This window comes from Paraburkholderia sp. HD33-4 (assembly GCF_021390635.1).
In the GTDB taxonomy this organism is placed as follows: Bacteria; Pseudomonadota; Gammaproteobacteria; order Burkholderiales; family Burkholderiaceae; genus Paraburkholderia.
Genome location: NZ_JAJEJS010000003.1, coordinates 1,091,368 through 1,108,456, shown reverse-complemented (window position 1 = coordinate 1,108,456; position 17,089 = coordinate 1,091,368). Strand labels below are relative to the sequence as shown.

Annotated in this window: 15 protein-coding genes; 9 read left to right on the top strand and 6 right to left on the bottom strand. The window is 60.8% G+C overall.

Translation table 11 applies throughout. From position 1 onward, the window contains the following. Window positions 1-506 precede the first annotated feature (506 nt). From L0U84_RS39585 to L0U84_RS39575, 3 genes are all read right to left on the bottom strand, one after another. Entirely contained in the window at window positions 507-1,382 is an 876-nt protein-coding gene (locus L0U84_RS39585) for an amidohydrolase family protein (RefSeq protein ID WP_233859063.1), read from the bottom strand. A 51-nt stretch (window positions 1,383-1,433) separates the two neighbouring features. Then, the gene (locus L0U84_RS39580; protein ID WP_233859062.1) at window positions 1,434-2,729 is read right to left on the bottom strand and encodes an MFS transporter; all 1,296 of its coding nucleotides are present in this window, start codon (window positions 2,727-2,729) and stop codon (window positions 1,434-1,436) included. A gap of 62 nt (window positions 2,730-2,791) precedes the next feature. Next, window positions 2,792-3,514: a GntR family transcriptional regulator gene (locus L0U84_RS39575; RefSeq protein ID WP_233859061.1), complete on the bottom strand. Its 723-nt coding sequence runs from the start codon at window positions 3,512-3,514 to the stop codon at window positions 2,792-2,794. 222 nt (window positions 3,515-3,736) lie between these two features. On the opposite strand from L0U84_RS39575, the gene L0U84_RS39570 reads away from it, so the two are divergent. The 4 genes from L0U84_RS39570 to L0U84_RS39555 all read left to right on the top strand — a co-directional run bounded on the left by L0U84_RS39570 (window position 3,737) and on the right by L0U84_RS39555 (window position 7,976). Then, the gene (locus tag L0U84_RS39570; protein WP_267940201.1) at window positions 3,737-4,984 is read left to right on the top strand and encodes an MFS transporter; all 1,248 of its coding nucleotides are present in this window, start codon (window positions 3,737-3,739) and stop codon (window positions 4,982-4,984) included. Between the two features lie 403 nt (window positions 4,985-5,387). Beyond that, entirely contained in the window at window positions 5,388-5,996 is a 609-nt protein-coding gene (locus tag L0U84_RS39565; RefSeq protein ID WP_233859059.1) for a TetR/AcrR family transcriptional regulator, read from the top strand. A 119-nt stretch (window positions 5,997-6,115) separates the two neighbouring features. Then, window positions 6,116-6,925, top strand: a complete 810-nt coding sequence (locus L0U84_RS39560; RefSeq protein ID WP_233859051.1) for an oxidoreductase — start codon at window positions 6,116-6,118, stop codon at window positions 6,923-6,925. A gap of 49 nt (window positions 6,926-6,974) precedes the next feature. Continuing rightward, window positions 6,975-7,976 carry an NADP-dependent oxidoreductase gene (locus L0U84_RS39555; protein ID WP_233859874.1) on the top strand — a complete coding sequence of 334 codons (1,002 nt, stop codon included), beginning with the start codon at window positions 6,975-6,977 and terminating at the stop codon, window positions 7,974-7,976. Window positions 7,977-8,295: 319 nt separating this feature from the next. Here L0U84_RS39555 and L0U84_RS39550 read toward each other — a convergent pair whose 3' ends face one another. From L0U84_RS39550 to L0U84_RS39540, 3 genes are all read right to left on the bottom strand, one after another. Next, on the bottom strand, window positions 8,296-8,868 hold the full coding sequence (locus L0U84_RS39550) for an OsmC family protein (protein WP_233859049.1): 573 nt from the start codon (window positions 8,866-8,868) through the stop codon (window positions 8,296-8,298). A 46-nt stretch (window positions 8,869-8,914) separates the two neighbouring features. Further along, a complete protein-coding gene (locus tag L0U84_RS39545; protein WP_233859047.1) occupies window positions 8,915-9,847 on the bottom strand; it encodes a hypothetical protein in 933 nt (310 codons plus the stop codon). A gap of 228 nt (window positions 9,848-10,075) precedes the next feature. Continuing rightward, window positions 10,076-11,119, bottom strand: a complete 1,044-nt coding sequence (locus L0U84_RS39540; RefSeq protein ID WP_233859046.1) for an AraC family transcriptional regulator — start codon at window positions 11,117-11,119, stop codon at window positions 10,076-10,078. A 408-nt stretch (window positions 11,120-11,527) separates the two neighbouring features. On the opposite strand from L0U84_RS39540, the gene L0U84_RS39535 reads away from it, so the two are divergent. The 5 genes from L0U84_RS39535 (at window position 11,528) to L0U84_RS39515 (ending at window position 17,025) form a co-directional block, all read left to right on the top strand. Then, complete coding sequence (locus tag L0U84_RS39535; RefSeq protein WP_233859045.1) at window positions 11,528-11,692, top strand: hypothetical protein; 165 nt, start codon at window positions 11,528-11,530, stop codon at window positions 11,690-11,692. A 237-nt stretch (window positions 11,693-11,929) separates the two neighbouring features. After that, on the top strand, window positions 11,930-12,646 hold the full coding sequence (locus L0U84_RS39530) for a transposase (protein ID WP_233859044.1): 717 nt from the start codon (window positions 11,930-11,932) through the stop codon (window positions 12,644-12,646). A gap of 244 nt (window positions 12,647-12,890) precedes the next feature. Then, the gene (locus tag L0U84_RS39525) at window positions 12,891-13,838 is read left to right on the top strand and encodes a pseudouridine-5'-phosphate glycosidase (protein WP_233859873.1); all 948 of its coding nucleotides are present in this window, start codon (window positions 12,891-12,893) and stop codon (window positions 13,836-13,838) included. A gap of 205 nt (window positions 13,839-14,043) precedes the next feature. Beyond that, window positions 14,044-15,792, top strand: a complete 1,749-nt coding sequence (locus L0U84_RS39520) for an ABC transporter ATP-binding protein/permease (RefSeq protein WP_233859043.1) — start codon at window positions 14,044-14,046, stop codon at window positions 15,790-15,792. 684 nt (window positions 15,793-16,476) lie between these two features. Further along, the gene (locus L0U84_RS39515; protein WP_233859872.1) at window positions 16,477-17,025 is read left to right on the top strand and encodes a hypothetical protein; all 549 of its coding nucleotides are present in this window, start codon (window positions 16,477-16,479) and stop codon (window positions 17,023-17,025) included. Window positions 17,026-17,089: the final 64 nt, after the last annotated feature.

Here is a 17,089-nt window from a genome sequence, read left to right as displayed (position 1 = left end):
GGGCCGCCTAGAGTCGGACCCGGTCGGCCCTGCTCGACCCGTTGCCGACATTCGGATCGCTTCGAGAGCAATGTCCGATCGCCAATGCGGATTCAACCGGTCGATGCAACACACTAGAGTCTGCTGAGGAAAGCTGTGAGTTCAGACATTTCATGAGATTTCTTCGTTTCATTTTTCCGTTGCGGCCTTCAACCTCGACGTTCGCACAAGAATGTCAGCAATCTAACCTTGCCGATCGGACCGTCTGCGGCACGGAGTCACTTCGAAAGGCGGATGCAATGGTCGCGCACAACGTTGACGCACTGCTCGCTGTTTACAGCGATTCGCAACTTCACAGCTTGGTGTTGGGCCAGTTGAACTGGCTAACCTACAGAGACGAAGCCTGGATAATCGATGGTCGATAGATTCACGGTTACTATTCACGCAGTAGTAACGGAACGCATCGGCGGCAACACGGCAAGCGAGGGTGCTTAGCCAATCCTTGCCCTTTCAATGCGCCAGGTGAATCACACAACGTCGAACATATAGAGTGTTGCAGGTGTGTCCGCCAAGACCACCTTGCGCTCGTCTTCAACCGGAAGCAGCGCGCGCAGGAGTTCGATCGCGTGAGCGAAATCCTCGTCCGCTTCAAACTGTGTATGCGGCCAGTCGCTGCCCCACATAAGACGATGCACGCCAAAGGCCGATTTCAGAAGATGAAAAGCCGCATGCACACCCTTGTCATGCGAGCGAGGCCGCCGCCGGTTTCGGTACGCCGCCGACACCTTCACCCACACACGCTGCGTGTCAGCCAGTTCAAGAAGCCGGCGAAAGCCCGCGTCACGTATACCGAGATTTGGATCGGGCCGGCCGAAATGATCGACGACGACATTCATGCCAGCTTCCAGAAGCGGCTCGACGATGCCCTGCAGCCGCGCAGCTTCCGCATGCACTTCGACATGCCATTTCAGGTCGCGAACATGGGCGAGCGTTTGCGCACTCACCCATCTGTCGAGCGGCTGATCGGCATGCCCGATCAAGTTCAGCCGAATCCCTGCAATGCCGGCATTCGCCATCTCCGTCAGCGTGTCGATCTGACAATCACGCTCGATGACCGCGACACCGCGTAGCCGCTGTGGCGCGCGGCGCAACGCATCAAGCATATAGCTGCAATCGGTGCCGAGAAAGCTGGGCTGCACAAGCACGCCGTGCGATACGCCGTGCGCATCGAGTTGTGCAAGGTATGCGTCGAGCGTGGCGTCGTAGTCGGGCGCATAGCGGCGCTGCTGGGCGAGCGGCAGGCCGCGCTCGAACACATGAGCATGGGTATCGACAGATGCAATGTGGGCAGGACGATGCACAGCCTGCCGCTGGCTCGTGTCTATTCCCGACTTCTCCATCATGGACGTTCCTTCATCACCAGTCTTGCGCGGTTACGGCGAGTACCCCGCGCGTTAGTGCCTTTGCGCGTGCGAAAGCGCACCTGTGTGCTCAGTATCAAGCGTGGCTTCGCCTAGTGCGCGCCCGCGTGTCTCCGGCAACATCAGCACGGACAGCACGACGATCGTGTAGGCGAGTCCTGCATCAATGCCGATCGCCGTTCCCAGCGACATATTCGCGGACATATGCCCGACGAGCACCGGAAATCCCGCGGATACGACGCGACCGAAGTTGTAGCAAAACCCGACGCCCGTACCGCGCATTCCGCGCGGATACAGTTCGTTGAACAGCGCGCCCATGCTTGCCGGAATGCCTGCTGCAAAAAAGCCTAGCGGAAATCCGAAGAACAGCATTGCGGTATTGCCGAGCGGAAGAAACAGATAGGCGATCACCGTTATCACGCAGCAAATTGCAAACGTGAGAATGGTTTTGCGGCGTCCGATGCGATCCAGCAGTTGCGCACTCACGAGGCACCCGCAAAAAAACGCGACGATCACGACAGCGAGGTAGCCGCCCGTACTTAACACCGACAGATGGCGCTCGCTCTTCAGAAACGTCGGCAGCCAGGTCATCAGCGCGTAGTAGCCGCCATGCGCGCCGACGCCGAGCAGTGCACCGATCAGCGTCATGCGCAACACTTGCGGGGAAAAGATGCCGACAACCAGGTCAGGCGCCGGCTCGTCCTTACGCACTCGCGCACCGCGCACCGGGTAGGACGGCGCGGCGGGCTCCTGCACGCCGCGTCGAACGTACAGAATGAGCAGCGCGGGGACGATGCCAACCCCGAACATCACACGCCACGCGGTGTCTCCAGGCAGCAGCGAGAACATCAGGGCATAGAGCAGCACTGCAGCGCCCCAGCCGACGGCCCATGCGCTCTGCACGCTGCCCATCGCCTTGCCGCGATGCTCGTTGCGGATCGTCTCGGCCATTAGCACGGCGCCTGCCGCCCATTCTCCGCCGAAGCCAAACCCCTGCAGCGTCTTCAGCACGAGAAACTGCGGATAGTTCTGCGCGAACGCGCACAGGAATGTAAACACGGAAAAAAGCGCGACCGTCCATTGCAGCGTCTTCACACGCCCCAGCCGGTCTGACATCATTCCCGCGATCCAGCCACCGAGCGCCGACGCCACCAGCGTGACGCCGCTGACGATCCCCGCCTCCGTGCGGCTGATCGACCATTCGGCGATGATCGCCGGAATCACCAGGCTGAACATCTGCACATCGAGCGAATCAAGCGCCCATCCGCCGAAGCACGCCCAGAACGTGCGGCGTTCATTGCCTGAAATTTCGCTGAACCACTTGAACATTGCTGTCTCCTGGGTCGTCGTTCCTGCCTGGGAACAACGTATTTCTGAGGGGCGCCCGATCACTAGCGGATCTCGGCCTGGTAGATGAATTCGCTGGCGGGCCCGCGTGAGCGGCGCCATTCGAGCGGCTGCCTGTCGTAGCCGTACGCAAGACGCTCGATCACGACAGCAGGCGTACCCGGTTCGATGTGTAACAACCGTGCATGCAACGGTCCAATGGCTTCGACGGTCAGTGTTTCCGTGGCGGACGCCACGACCTGATTGCACTGCGCCTCGTACACCGGGTACAGCAGGTCACCGATTTCGCTCAGGTCCATCTGCGCAAACGCTGCAAAACGCACGTAGGGCAGCCAGATTTCTTCGGCGAGCATCGGTACGCCGTCGATCAACCGCAGGCGCGACATCTGGATCACGCGCGCGCTACCTGAAATCTGCAAGGTCGCGGCGACAGCCGAAGGTGCGTCGACGACCTCGCGGCGCAAGATGCGGCTCTCCGGAATGCGTCGTTCGCCTTGCCGCGTCTGGAAGCGGAAGAAGCGAAACAGCGAACTGTCGAAGCTCGCGCGGCGCACGAACGTCCCTCTGCCCTGGAAGCGCTCCAGCAGGCCTTCCGCGACGAGCAGATCGACGGCCTTGCGAACCGTCCCGACAGCCACGTCGTAGCTTTTGGCGAGCGCCTGCTCGGTGGGAATCGCTTCACCCGGCCTCCAATGGCGGGCCGCGATCAGGGCAACCATTTCGTCGCGCAAACGCTGGTAACGGGGCAACCGGTCATCGGCATGCATTTTAGTCTCCATCAAATTCATATATATGATTCCATGACCTAGGCCGACGATGGATCAGGAATAACCCGCAAACGTCCAATTTTACGGTGGTAACGGGTTTTCACCCATTGTCGCCAAAACGTATTCAACCAAACATATATATGAATATTTGCATGGAGACTCACTGTGAGCCAAACCCTGATTGCCGAACAGACTGTCGTGAAGAAGGTCGCCTGGCGGCTCATGCCGCTTTTGATCGTGATGTTCCTGATTGCCTTTATCGACCGGCAGAACGTCGGTTTTGCCAAGCTGCAGATGGTGCATGCGCTGGGGATGTCGGAAGCGTCTTATGGTCTGGGCGCGTCGCTCTTCTTTATCGGCTACCTGCTGTTCGAGGTACCGAGCACGCTTGCGCTGCATCGCTTTGGCGCGCGCCTCTGGCTCGCGCGCATCATGGCGACGTGGGGCGCCATTACCGTGGCGATGGCCTTCACGCATTCAACAGGACTCTTCTATGTGTTCCGGTTCGCACTCGGTGTCGCCGAAGCCGGCTTCTATCCGGGCGTGATCTTCTATCTGACGCTCTGGTTTCCTCAGAGTCATCGCACACGCATGCTCGGCTTCTTTACGCTCGGCAGTGCGCTCGCCAACATGCTCGGCTCACTCGCGGGTGGCTTGCTGTTGTCGCTGGACGGCAATCTTGGTCTCGCTGGCTGGCAATGGGTGTTCGTGGCAACGGGGATGCCCGCGGTCCTCATCGCACTTGTCGCGTTGCGCTTTCTGCCTGAGTCCGTCGAACGCGCGCCGTTCCTGTCGAACGAAGAGAAAGCCCTGATGATCGCGGCGCTGCGGCGCGAAGCGCCGGCGGAAGCGGCCGCCGGGCATCCGTGGCGAGCGCTCGTCGACAAACGCGTGCTGATGTTCGCGTGCGGCTATATGCTGATGTCGACCTCGCTCTACGGCGTGACCTACTGGTTGCCGACGCTGCTGAAAAGCGGCGGCGTCTCGCATTCATCGCTCAACGGCCTGCTCAACATGATTCCGTGGTTGCTCTCCGCACTGCTTCTGCTATGGCTACCCGCGAAGCTGAAACGCGAGGGCGTGGTACTCAAGGCGATGGCGATGGTGGCGGGCGTCGGTGTGATCGGCTTCGGGCTCAGTCTCGTGCTGCCGGGTCTGCCGCTGCAATTTGCCGCGCTCGTGCTGGGCGGGGCGTGCATTCCGTTGCTCTATCCGTGCTTCTGGTCGCTGCCCCCGCGATACTTCACGGGCGCTCGCGCTGCAGCGAGCATCGCGGCGATCAATTCGATTGGCAATCTCGGAGGCTTCTTCGCGCAGAACCTGATGCCTTACATCGGGAAGGTCGCAGGCAACGCGAGCGCCCCGATGCTGGTGCCCGTCGTCTGCCTGACGTTGCTTGGCCTCGGTATGTCGATCGCGTCGGCGCGAAGCGGCGTAGGCGAGCGCGTGCGGGTCGCGGCGCGGCAGTAAGCATCCGGATGAGGACCGCAGGCCGGCGTCAAAGCGGAGGAGATGTTGGAGCGACCGATCTTCCGGTCACTGCCTCATGCAAACGGCACGGACTGCCCGGGTGTCACACGGTCGCGATTGGCCGCAACCCCGATCAACCGTTCGATGCCGCGTAGCCTACACGTCGGCTTCCGCCAGGCAAAGCGGCCATGCTAGCGAAAGCCCAACGAGGAGTCGTCAGTTCTGTGTCCTCGTGAGAGTCAGCCGGAAGGCGGGCGGCAGCCATACCCGCCAGAAACACCGACATGATGCCGGGTTCGGACTCAGTGTCTTGAAGAGCGTTATGCGCGGCTAGCGTTGCGTTGGCAGAAGCCTTGATCCCCATCGAGATTGCTCCGCGCAGCGAATTGAGCCGAATTGGTATATGATGGTCATCATGCAAAAGTCATCGATCACCCGGAAAACCGTCGGCCGTAAGGAAATCACACACGAGCGCATCGTGGAGGTTGCCGCGCGCGCGATTCGGCGCAGCGGCTATGACGGGACGGGAGTGGCCGACATCATGAAAGAGGCTGGCCTGACACATGGCGGCTTCTATGCGCACTTTCCATCGCGGGAGGTGCTGCTAGCTGAAGCGGCTGATCGCGCGGGCGCAGAGTCGGTGGCCCTGTCGGAGCAAATCGCCGCCTCGGTGCCGCCGGAGCAGGCACTACCATCGATGGTGCGCGCCTATCTGTCGAAGGAGCACCGTGATGGCATTGAGACCGGCTGCCCGATTTCCGCTCTCGGCTCAGAGATGCCGCGCCAGGCACCTGTCGTGCGACGCGCCGCAACCCGCCGCATCAAGGAGATGGTCGATGTCGTTGCGCGCCAATTGCCAGATTGGGGCCAACCAGGAGCGCATGAACAGGCACTGATGCTCGTTGCCACAATGGTCGGCACCATGGTGATGGCGCGCGCCGTCGACGACCCGAAGCTGTCGGACAGTTTTCTTGACGCCGCATTGAAGAAATTCGCACCAGCAGACGAATAAACCCGCTCGTTCGACGGGTGGTTTTGCCGGACCAAAATATGATGATCATCATATTATAAGCAAAACAAACGCCCAACTCATCGCGCAAAGACATTGCTCACTATCGGAAGGAAAGACACATGAACAGCGGAGTAGCGCTCGTTACGGGCGCCTCGTCAGGGATCGGCGAGGCCACTGCAAACCGCCTGGCCAAAGCCGGGTACAAGGTCTACGGCACCAGCCGGCGCGGTGCCCAAGCCGGCCAGCGGACGTTCGAGATCCTGCCCCTGGATGTGACTCGCGAAGCATCGGTCGAAGCAGCTATCACGGAGGTAATGCACTTGCACAACCGCATCGACCTGCTGGTGAACAACGCTGGCTTCGGCGTGGCCCCTGCCGCTGCCGAAGAAAGTTCGCTTGAGCAGGCCCGTGCGATCTTCGATACGAACTTCTTCGGCATTGTCCGCATGACGCGTGCAGTTCTACCTCATATGCGGCGACAAGGAAGCGGCCGCATCATCAATATCGGCTCTGTGCTGGGTTTCCTACCCATGCCCTATATGGCACTGTATTCCGCCACCAAGCACGCCGTCGCAGGCTATTCGGAGTCGCTCGACCATGAGTTGCGCACGATGGGCATCCGGGTGTCGGTGATTGAGCCCGCCTATATCAAGACACCTTTTGACGCGAACTTCATGGCGCCCGACGCCCCCCTCGACGATTACCGCGAGGTGCGCGCGGCCGTAAATAAGCGCGTCAAAGAGGTGGTCGAGGGCGCCGACGGTCCGGAGGTTGTGGCCGAGACCGTGCTGCAGGCCGCTCTCGCGGCCAATCCGAAGCTCCGCTATGCGGCAGGGGGACTCGCCGGCCGCCTGCGATTGCTACGTCGATTCGCGCCCGCAGGTTTGGTGGACGCCGGCATTCGCAAAGATCTGCGACTGACAACATAGACGATATTGCTTCACGCGACGAGAAACTGACAAGGAACAACGAACCATGATGAAGGCATTCGTCGTCGATCGATATGGACGCAAGAATGACGTACGAGCCGGCAATATGCCGGTCCCTGAGCTGCGTGAGCACGACGTGCTGGTCCAGATTTACGCTGCTGGCGTGAACCCGCTCGATTCAAAGATCAGGGATGGAGAGTTCAAGCTGATTTTGCCCTATCGATTGCCTCTGATTTTAGGCAACGACCTGGCTGGGGTCGTTGTCCGCGTTGGATCGCGCGTGCAGGGATTCAGGCCAGGCGATGAAGTGTATGCAAGGCCGCCCAAAGATCGGATCGGCACTTTCGCGGAATTTATCGCGATCAAGGAAGAGGCCGTGGCGCTCAAGCCCAAGACGCTCAGCATGGAAGAAGCGGCTTCAATTCCGTTGGTGGCCTTAACAGCGTGGCAGGCACTGGTCGAAAAAGGGCAACTCAAGAAAGGGCAAAAGGTACTGATACACGCCGGCTCCGGTGGCGTCGGCACGTTTGCCATTCAACTGGCCAAACATCTGGGCGCGACCGTCGCGACGACAGCGAGCGCCGCAAATGCCGGATTGATGAAGCAACTTGGCGCGGATATCGTCATCGACTACAAGAAAGACGACTTTACCGTGGTGCTGAAGGACTGCGATGTGGTGCTGGATACGCAGGGCGGAAATACGCTCGAACGATCGCTGCGAGTTCTCAAAACGGGGGGCAAACTCATCGGGATCGCCGGGCCGCCCGATCCTGATTTTGCTAAACAGATGGGAGCCTCCTTGTTCCTAAACACGGTGATGCGCTTTCTAAGCTATCGCATTCGAAGAGCGGCGAAACGTCGTGAGGTCACTTATTCATTCCTGTTTATGCGTGCAGATGGCGATCAATTGGGCCAGATCGCTACGCTCATTGACGCAGGTGCGATCAGGCCCGTGATCGATCGAATCTTTCCGTTCGAGTCAGCACGAGAGGCTTTGGCTTACGTCGAAACGGGACGGGCAAAGGGTAAAGTCGTCATCAAGATCCGATAGAAAGAGGGACCACTATTTGATTCCGCACAGCCGCAACGGACCTTGCTCGACGTGATTTTCCTGGAACGCGGAATGTCGTCGTCCGTTGTGAGAGAGCGAACTGACGTTCGAACGTCCGCAGAAAAATCAGGAAGAATGGCAGTTCATGGCCCGCACCCGGACGGATAATGGGGATGGGTAGGCCAGTCGCACAAGCTCCGTCGCCCCGTCGCAAAACTCTGGCGCCAGTCGCACTTACTCTCGCGCCCTACGCCACGCCCAGCAAAGACGGCGCGACGAACACCACCCTGTCATCGCCGCGCGCGTCACGCATTGCCTTTCACTCGACCACGAGCGTCGCCTTCAAATCGACCGCATTCGCCAGGTTGTGGACGTTCGGCGACGTCGCCATCACCGCGTCATGCACCTGCGCGAATTGCTCCCTGGTGCCGTTGCCCTTGATACGAACGGTGTAACGCAAACTCTCGTAGCCGTTCGCGATTTGCGGGTCGAGCCCGAGAAAGCCCCTCAGGTCGATGTCGCCCTCGGTTTCAATCTCGAGCGATTGCAGTGTGATCCCGCGAACCGCGCATTGCGCGACGTAGCCCACCGTCATGCACGCGTTCAACGCCGCAATCAGATGTTCCTGAGGATTCGCAAACCGGTTCGACCCTCCGAGTTCGCAGGGCTCGTCGATATCTATCGTGAACCGGCGCGGCACCTGCTGAGCGCCAATCGAGAACCCTTCGACCTGCGCGCGACTGCGCGTCTGGCCCTGCCACGTAGTCGCGACACGCCAACTGGTCGCGGCTTTCGACACATCGCTCCTGACGTCGTCGATCAGCGCGAGCAGGTCATCGACGTTCAGTCCGTTGACGATGTGCGCTTCAGTCGATTGTGCATCGGCATTCATATTTCTCTCTCCTTTAGCTGGATGATTCGTGCAGGTTCGGCCTTGCTCAATGCAGCGTGGCGAGTGCAGCCCGGATACGCGTCCCCTGCTCTTCGGAGACGAGCCCGTCGAGCACTTCCGCGAAATGGGGATGATGCATACCGGAATGGAGGTACTGCCACCGGTAAGCGTGATGGAAATTCGCTTCGATCAACGTGGCTTCGCCGGCGTCGACGGCGCGCCCGCAGTTCGCGATGAAATACCGCGAGTCCGCTGCCGCCTGCACGCGCAAAATGCCGTCGAACGCGGTCACCAGTTCGATGAACTCATTGACCGCGTTGTCGCGCGCCGCATCCGTCAGCGTCGCGTCGTGCCGCTTCCATTCGAGTTCGTCGAGAATCGCGTGCTGACTCTCTTCCTTCCAGTGGTAAAGAAACACATCCTTGAACAGTTCGGAAAGCTGATCGTCCGGATGAATGCTCTGGCGATAGTGAATTTGCGAGAAGAGTTCGATATGCAGCGTCATGGCCAGCACCGCCCACGTGCTCTTGCCGAGGACCACGGCGGCGAGCGCATCGGGATCGACATCGAAGCGATAACCGTCGGGCAGCGTTTCGCCGATCATTTTTTCGATGCGGCGAAACAGCGCCTGGTGTTTGAGCTCTTCGTCGCTGAAGCGCACGAGCGCTTCGAGCGCCACCTGATCGCCGAGCCAGTAGTCCCGGCTCACTTCCAGCACCTTGGCATTGATGAAGCGCTCGACCAGTCCGAACACGTTCGCGTACGTGCGCCCCTGAATCTGACTGACGAACCGCTTTTCATCTTCCGAGAGCATGATGAAATCCGGCGCGAGCGACAGTCCGTCCGGCAAATACTTCTGGGACATGTCGAAGGTGCGGCCTCCAATCACGTCGCGCTCGATGTCCCAATTGACCATCTTCGAAGCGCGAATGCATCGGGCGTAGCGATCGCGATCGGAAAGACGCAATACTGCATTCATAAAAGTTCTCCCAATAAGGACCGCCGTGCGGTCTGGCGTTGAGCGTGGATTCACCGGGCAGAGCCAGTCGAATGATCTGGCGTTCCGGCACGCTCAATTTACGATTGGGAGTCTTGATGATCTATGATCGAGTCGCCGCGCGATATGACTGAAACGCCGTTTCTTCTCGTGAGTCGCACAGACCGACAATTGACGGTGTCGAGACGGCACCGCGTCTCACGGCATGCATCACGGGTTCGGCAGTTCGGCAACGCCGCTCGTATCTTGCGAGTGCTGCACTGATGCGCTCGCGCCGTTCGTCTGCCCTTTGCTCTTGCGCCAGCCGGCAGGCGGCATGCCGAATTCGCGTCTGAATGCGCGACTGAACGCGGCTTCCGACTCATAACCGATCTGTTCGGCAACGACGGTGAGCGGCTTGCTACCGATCAGAAGTTCGTGCGCCGCAATCTGCATGCGCCATCTCGCGAGGTATTGCATGGGCGGCTGCCCCAGCAGATCGGCGAAGCGTTGCGCCAACGCGGAACGCGACAGGCCCACTTTGCGCGCAAGCTCCTCGACGGTCCACGCATGCGCCGTCTGCGCATGAAGCAGCGACAGCGCGCGTCCAACGTAGCGGTCGCGCACACCGGCAAGCCACCCGGTCTGGTTCTCAGGCAGCGCTTCAATACAGCTACGGATCGCTTCGACGAACAGCAGTTCCGATAGCCTGGCAAGCACGATCGTGCCGCCCGCGCGCGAGTCGGCCGCTTCCGCGGCAGCAAGTTTGAGAGACGATTCGAGCCATGCCGCACGCGGATCCTGGCGCATGTCGATCTTGAAGAGTCGCGGCAGCGATGAGAGCAGCGGATTGTTCAACGTATCGTCGCTGGCCAGAAAGCCGCACACGATGCGCGTCTGCGCGCCCCCGCCGCCAAAGGACAGCGTCATCACTTCACCGGGTGCGGCCGCCATCTGCCCGGACAGCAGCGAGTCGGTCGGCACGGGGGAAAGATCGATCGCGCTGCCGATGACGTGCGTTTCGCCCTGAGGCACCACGATCAGTTCGCCGGCATGGACATGAATAGCTGAACCCGCATCGTCGGCCAGCTTCGCCCAGCAACTTCCCTCGATGATCAGATGATAGGAAACGACGCGCTCGGAAGGCGGCAAATAAGCGCCGCACAGCGATGCATCGGTGCGACCGATCAGACACCACGGTGCGGTGAACGTCCCATTCAGAAACACGGCGCCGCTCAGGCGAACGGCACGCAGAACATCAGAAACGGCATCCATGGATAGCTCGCGTGAAATGCGATTTCCCGGGCGAGAAACCTGGCCGCTGCTCATTCGTCAGGATGGCCAAGCGCTACATGTTATACCCGCAAGCTCTGTCGATGACAATTCGCTTACTGATGTTTTTCGCGAGGCTTATGAAGCAGTTTGCGAGTCGGCTAAATAGGCCACGCAAAGCATCGGCAAGAAGTGGACGATCGGTCAAGAAAGATCGACGCACGGGCAGGACGGCAACGGCTTGCCGCAGGCAGAGTTCATGACAGGAAGGAACATCGCGACTCACCGTGATCCATGCTTCGCGATCGAGCCTTCCCCGGATTCTGAAAACCTGGCGCGTCACCCAACTTGCGCGAATCAGTACGCGCAGTGACTTCCCGTTTCGCGCCGATACAGTAGCGTGAGACACCGATGAAACGCCTGATAAACCGTGCGATATACCACCCGATCATTGCGTTGTCCGTTATCTATGTGGCCGACGTTATGCATCACGTCGACTACAGCGTCGCTGGCGCGTCGCTGGTTCTGGCCGCGAAAGCGATGTCGCGTGTTTTAAGTCTTTTCAACAAGGTATAGAGCGGGGGTACGAAGCGTTCACTGAAGACCTTCCGAGTGCGGCGCTGCTATTCAGCGGCGGCATAACAGACGCCGGCCGCGATCGGCAAATCATCGAAAAGAGGCCAGAAAAAAGGCTTATTCGCGATGCAAGCGCACGCACATGATCGATAGAATTTCCTACAGCACGGTACACACCGTCACCCGTCCGATCTCGGTCGGAGCGCTTTCTCACATCGGATTTCCGGTTAAATCAGCATGACACGGCTTGCACGGCACTACGTCCCAGAACAACCGCAACACGTTATCTTGCAGGGACTCACGGGGCCCGCATTCCTGGACGAAGGAGACTATCTGTACTTCCTCGCCTGCCTGGCAGACGCCGCGCGCGTCGCCGATCTGGCGGTCCATGCGTGGGTACTGATGCCTGAGGCGGTACAGTTCCTCGTCACCCCTTCATACGAGTCGAGCGTGGCCATGGCGATGCAGGCGGTCAGCCGTCGCTATGTCGAGACCTTCAACCGCCGCCATGGACGACGCGGTGCGGTGTGGCGTGGCGGGTACCGGGCAACCGTGATCGAGCCTGACCGGTATTTCCTGCTCGCGAGCCAGGTCATCGATCACGCGCCGCTGCGCAACCGCCTCGTGGCCGAGCCCGGAAACTATCCGTGGTCGAGCTACGCGCACCACATCGGGCTGCGGGTCGACAGCTTCATCAAGGACCATCCGCTGTACCGGGCGCTCGGCAATACGCCGTTCGAATGCCACCGGGCTTACCGCGATCTCGGCGGACAGCCTGTTGACGAATGCGAGGTCAGCAACCTGATGCAGTCGACGCTCGAGGGCTGGGTGCTCGGCAGCGCCGCGTATTGCGCGTGGGCGGCACAGACAGCCAATCGGCGCTTGATGCCCCTGCTGCTGCGCGACCGGCCGTCCAAGGTTCGCTCGACGAACGCGCTCGAGCACGAGGGCTAGTCAAGGGATAACCAGGCAAAGAAAACCTGCTTTCTCACCTCCGTCGCCGGCCGCGCATTCACGTGGCCTCTGCGCTCCCGCGGCGGCCATTCGATTGCCGGAGACGAGGCTTCTATTGGCCTGTGCGATCGCTGACGGCCCCCCGCCATGGAGGTTCACGAACGATCGCTTCGCTTGGCGCAGCGAACCGCGGCCTGGTCTTGTGCCGCATACTTCAGTGAATCACACCACTGAAGGCATCGACATGGCTGCTGACCTTGCACGCTCGTGGTTGACCTGCAGCGCGCCTGTCGCTGCCGCACAGGCCTCCGGTCGCCCGCTCGTGGCGCTGGAATCGACCATCATTGCCCACGGCATGCCCTACCCGGAGAACGTCCGCACTGCGCGCGAAGTAGAGGCCTTGATCCGCGACGTGGGCGCCGAGCCCGCGACGATCGCGGTGATCGGTGGACGAATCCGCATCGGCCTTTCTGACGACGAACTGGAACTGATAGGTCGCTCGGGCCAGGTACACAAGGTTAGCCGCCGCGACCTGCCGGCCGTGCTGGCCGGCGGTGGCCTCGGTGCCACGACGGTGGCTGGCACGATGATCTGTGCCGCGCTGGCCGGCATCGAGGTGTTCGTCACCGGCGGCATTGGCGGCGTGCACCGGGGCGCGCAGGAAACTTTCGACATCTCGGCCGACCTGCAGGAATTGGCGAAGACCTCAGTGGCGGTGGTTTGTGCCGGTGCGAAGTCCATCCTGGACATCGGGCTCACATTGGAGTACCTCGAAACGCACGGCGTGCCGGTGCTCAGTTGCGAGCAGGACAATTTCGCCGCGTTCTACACGCGCGACAGCGGCTTTCGTGCGGACTTCAGGGTGGACGATGCGGCGGAGCAGGCGCGGTTCATTCGCACCAAGTGGGACCTGGGCCTCGAGGGCGGGGTGGTGTTGAGCACGCCAGTGCCGGAAGCGTCAGCGATGACGGTCGACGAGATCGACGCGCTGACTCAGCAGGCACTCGACGAGGCCGCCGCGCAAGGAATCAGCGGCAAGGCGGTGACCCCGTTCCTGCTGGCGCGCATCAAGGCGTTGACCGGCGGCCGCAGCCTGGCGACGAACATCGCGCTCATCAAACACAATGCCGAGGTCGGAGCAAGGCTGGCGCTAGCGTTGGCACCCGGAAAACGCGGGACGGACGCGGCGTAGCCGCCAGCACGTCCGTTTGCGACCAGACTTCGCGGAAGCCTCCCACTCGCGAGCACGCTCGCCTGCGGCGAGCCGCTTTCGGATCGTGCACGCGGATAGCCAACCTTTAATTGCAGAGCCGATAACGCATCCCACACTCGCCTGACGCAAGCATCAGACGAATACTTCGAAAATGCGCATCGATGGCGCATACGAGGGAGGCTTCATGTCGAACCAGTCTTCCGGGTTCACACCCGCACAGCCCGATCACATCTCGACCTGGAGCCTCATCAAACCCTACTGGGTCTCCGAGCAGCGACGAATGGCGTGGTGCCTGCTGGTCGCAATCATCCTGATGGACCTTTTGATGGTCGGCATCGACGCACGGCTGAACATCTGGAACCGCGACTTCTACAACGCGCTCGAAAGCCGGGACGTGCATGCATTCCCGAGGCTGATGCTGGTGTTCGCGGCGCTTGCATTTGGCTACGTCATCATCGCCGTCTACAACCGCAATCTGCGCCAGATGCTCGGCTTTCGCTGGCGCCAGTGGCTGACCGCGCACTACCTGCACGAATGGCTCGACGACCACACCTTCTATCGCATCGGGCGCGACCGGCTCGCCGACAACCCGGACCAGCGGATCGCCGCCGACCTCGAAGCGTTCGCCAACACGACGCTTTCCCTCACGCTCGACCTGCTCTCGACGATGGTGACGCTGATCTGGTTCTCCATCGTCCTGTGGACCACGGCCGGTGCGCTGACTTTCCTGTTGCGCGGCACACCGGTCGACATCCCTGGCTACATGTTCTGGGCCGCCCTCGCCTATGCGATTACGGGTTCGCTTGTCACCAACAAGGTCGGGCACCCGCTCGTGTCGATCAATTACCAGTTGCAGCGCGTCGAGGCGGACTTCCGCTTCGGGCTGATCCGCATACGCGAGAACGCCGAGGCGATTGCGTTTCAGGACGGCATGGGCGCCGAAGAAGCGAACGCCAATAACCTCTTCGAGCGGATCCGGAACAACTGGTGGCGTTTCATGAAGTACACACGGCGCTACAGCTTCGTGGTCAACGTCTATGGACAGGTTGCAGACATCTTTCCGCTGGTCGTCGCATCGCCGCGCTTTTTTACCGGCGCGATCAGTTTCGGCACGCTGATGCAGATCGCGGACGCGTTCGGCTCGGTCAGCGAGTCACTGTCCTGGTTCATCAACAGTTACGACACCCTCGCGAGATGGCGTGCGACCGTCAACCGGCTGCGGGAGTTCAGGCGCGTGATGAGGCGCCCGCATATGAAAGAGGCGCTGGCCCCGGCCACCGAGCACGGCGGCATCAACCTTCACTACGTCGACGAGAACCAGCTTGCCGTACAGAACCTGACACTAGCGCTACCCGACGGGGAGATTCTCGCGAACGTGCGCGACATCGTCATCCTGCCCGGCTCACGCTGGCTCGTGCGGGGGCCCTCCGGTTCGGGCAAGACCACTCTATTGCGCGCAATCGCCGGCCTCTGGCCGTTCGGCACGGGATCGATCGACGCGCCCATCGACGCGCGCTTGATGTTCGTTCCGCAGCAAGCCTATTTGCCGAATGACACGCTGAAGGCCGCGCTCACCTATCCCGCGCCAGCCGACACTTTCAGCGATGGAGATTGCCGCGAGGCGCTAGGTGCATGTCGGCTGGAACGCTACCTCGACCGATTGCACGAATCCTGCCCCTGGTCGCAGAATCTGTCGCCTGGCGAGCAGCAGCGGATTTCGGCGGCTCGCCTGCTGTTGCACCAACCCGACTATGTGTTTCTCGATGAAGCGACGAGTGCGCTCGACGCTGCAAACGAGGCACATCTGTATCGGCTCCTGTGCGAACGACTGCCGAAAGCGGCGATCGTCAGCGTGGCGCATCGCGAAGCGCTTTTGTCGATCAATCAGGAGACGCTCGATATCGGAAGTCCGCTTGGGCGAGCCGTAGCGTGAATCAGCCGGCGACGGCTTAGCCCAACGATGGGGGCAGTTCGCAAACCGGCGGTCCTATCTCGACCCTGCACCGCCGCCGGGAGTACGCGCCAGATCCACCGCAGCCTTCGGGGAAGCCGATATTCCACGAGCGCGGGCCCGAGCGCCGCTTTCGGTGAGTGCATCGCCTACCATATAACCATGGTCGCAACCTAGAAGGGAGGCTGCCATGACTCAGTCAATGATCAGCTTTGTAGTGGGGTTGGCGGCCCTGCTGGTTATCGCATTCGTGTTTGCGCGGCGTTACAGGCAGGACCATCCGGAAGAGACTATGGGCCAGTGGCTCGATGCGCATCACATGAGTTGGATGCACCACAGGCACTGACTTCGTAGTTTGGTGGGGGACGGTCTGTTCGGCATCGGCGTCCAGATTCTGTTCGCCCACTGCGCCGTCGCGTGGCCCGTCGCCGGAATACCGGGCGACGATCATGCGAAGGCGCACGGCCTACTCGCATCGTTGCAAATCCGCCGCTGCCGACGCTGCGGCCGACGTAGCGCTTGCTTCGAAGGACTTCCCGGATCCACACGTGAAGTTCGTGAAATTTTGTCGCCAGGTGATCCGTTATTGCGTCAGGAGTCGGCGCAAATTTTTTGCCCCGCGCCCTGTGCCAAAACCTCAAGTTGATCCTGTTCGAGGAGTCCAACATGTCATCCCGGCGATCGAACCCATCCCGACCAGCATTGGGTCGAACACGTGCCACACGCGCCGCGCTGGTCTGCGCGGCGGCATTCGCGCTCGCGGCCTGCGCGCAGCCGTGGGAGCAGTTCCATGCAGGCGACCAGGAATCCGCCGTCGTCGCCAGGCTGGGGCAGCCACGCGAGATCTATGACCTGCCCGACGGTTCCAGGCGGCTGATGTGGCCGACGCAGCCGATGGGAGAAATCACCACCGCCGCCGACGTCGACTCGACCGGCAAGGTGATTCGCGTTCGTCAAGTGCTGCAGCAGAACGAGTTTTACCGCGCGGAGCCAGGCAAGTGGACGAAGAATGACGTTCTGGTGAACTTCGGCCAGCCGGTGGACAAGACTTACTTTCCAATGATGAAGCGCGAGGTGTGGAGCTATCGCTATCTGGAAGACAACGTGTGGTACCTGATGTTCAATTTCTATTTCGACGACACCGGCGTGCTGCGCTCGACCCAGAAGAGCCCGGACCCGCTCCACTTACAGGGCGGCGACAACAAGCCGATGTGATGGCAGCCGGCTCGACGACATAACGTCTGGCGACTTCACTTTCGGTCATGCCGCGCTCTCCTAA

What these genes read in the sequence shown, in the direction of transcription:
- L0U84_RS39540 (WP_233859046.1), bottom strand. Translation starts at nt 11,119, where the DNA reads ATGGATGCCGTTTCTGATGTTCTGCGTGCCGTTCGCCTGAGCGGCGCC.
- L0U84_RS39560 (WP_233859051.1), top strand. Translation starts at nt 6,116, where the DNA reads ATGAACAGCGGAGTAGCGCTCGTTACGGGCGCCTCGTCAGGGATCGGC.
- L0U84_RS39535 (WP_233859045.1), top strand. Translation starts at nt 11,528, where the DNA reads ATGAAACGCCTGATAAACCGTGCGATATACCACCCGATCATTGCGTTG.
- L0U84_RS39515 (WP_233859872.1), top strand. Translation starts at nt 16,477, where the DNA reads ATGTCATCCCGGCGATCGAACCCATCCCGACCAGCATTGGGTCGAACA.
- L0U84_RS39585 (WP_233859063.1), bottom strand. Translation starts at nt 1,382, where the DNA reads ATGATGGAGAAGTCGGGAATAGACACGAGCCAGCGGCAGGCTGTGCAT.
- L0U84_RS39525 (WP_233859873.1), top strand. Translation starts at nt 12,891, where the DNA reads ATGGCTGCTGACCTTGCACGCTCGTGGTTGACCTGCAGCGCGCCTGTC.
- L0U84_RS39555 (WP_233859874.1), top strand. Translation starts at nt 6,975, where the DNA reads ATGAAGGCATTCGTCGTCGATCGATATGGACGCAAGAATGACGTACGA.
- L0U84_RS39570 (WP_267940201.1), top strand. Translation starts at nt 3,737, where the DNA reads ATGCCGCTTTTGATCGTGATGTTCCTGATTGCCTTTATCGACCGGCAG.
- L0U84_RS39550 (WP_233859049.1), bottom strand. Translation starts at nt 8,868, where the DNA reads ATGAATGCCGATGCACAATCGACTGAAGCGCACATCGTCAACGGACTG.
- L0U84_RS39545 (WP_233859047.1), bottom strand. Translation starts at nt 9,847, where the DNA reads ATGAATGCAGTATTGCGTCTTTCCGATCGCGATCGCTACGCCCGATGC.
- L0U84_RS39520 (WP_233859043.1), top strand. Translation starts at nt 14,044, where the DNA reads ATGTCGAACCAGTCTTCCGGGTTCACACCCGCACAGCCCGATCACATC.
- L0U84_RS39530 (WP_233859044.1), top strand. Translation starts at nt 11,930, where the DNA reads ATGACACGGCTTGCACGGCACTACGTCCCAGAACAACCGCAACACGTT.
- L0U84_RS39580 (WP_233859062.1), bottom strand. Translation starts at nt 2,729, where the DNA reads ATGTTCAAGTGGTTCAGCGAAATTTCAGGCAATGAACGCCGCACGTTC.
- L0U84_RS39575 (WP_233859061.1), bottom strand. Translation starts at nt 3,514, where the DNA reads ATGCATGCCGATGACCGGTTGCCCCGTTACCAGCGTTTGCGCGACGAA.
- L0U84_RS39565 (WP_233859059.1), top strand. Translation starts at nt 5,388, where the DNA reads ATGATGGTCATCATGCAAAAGTCATCGATCACCCGGAAAACCGTCGGC.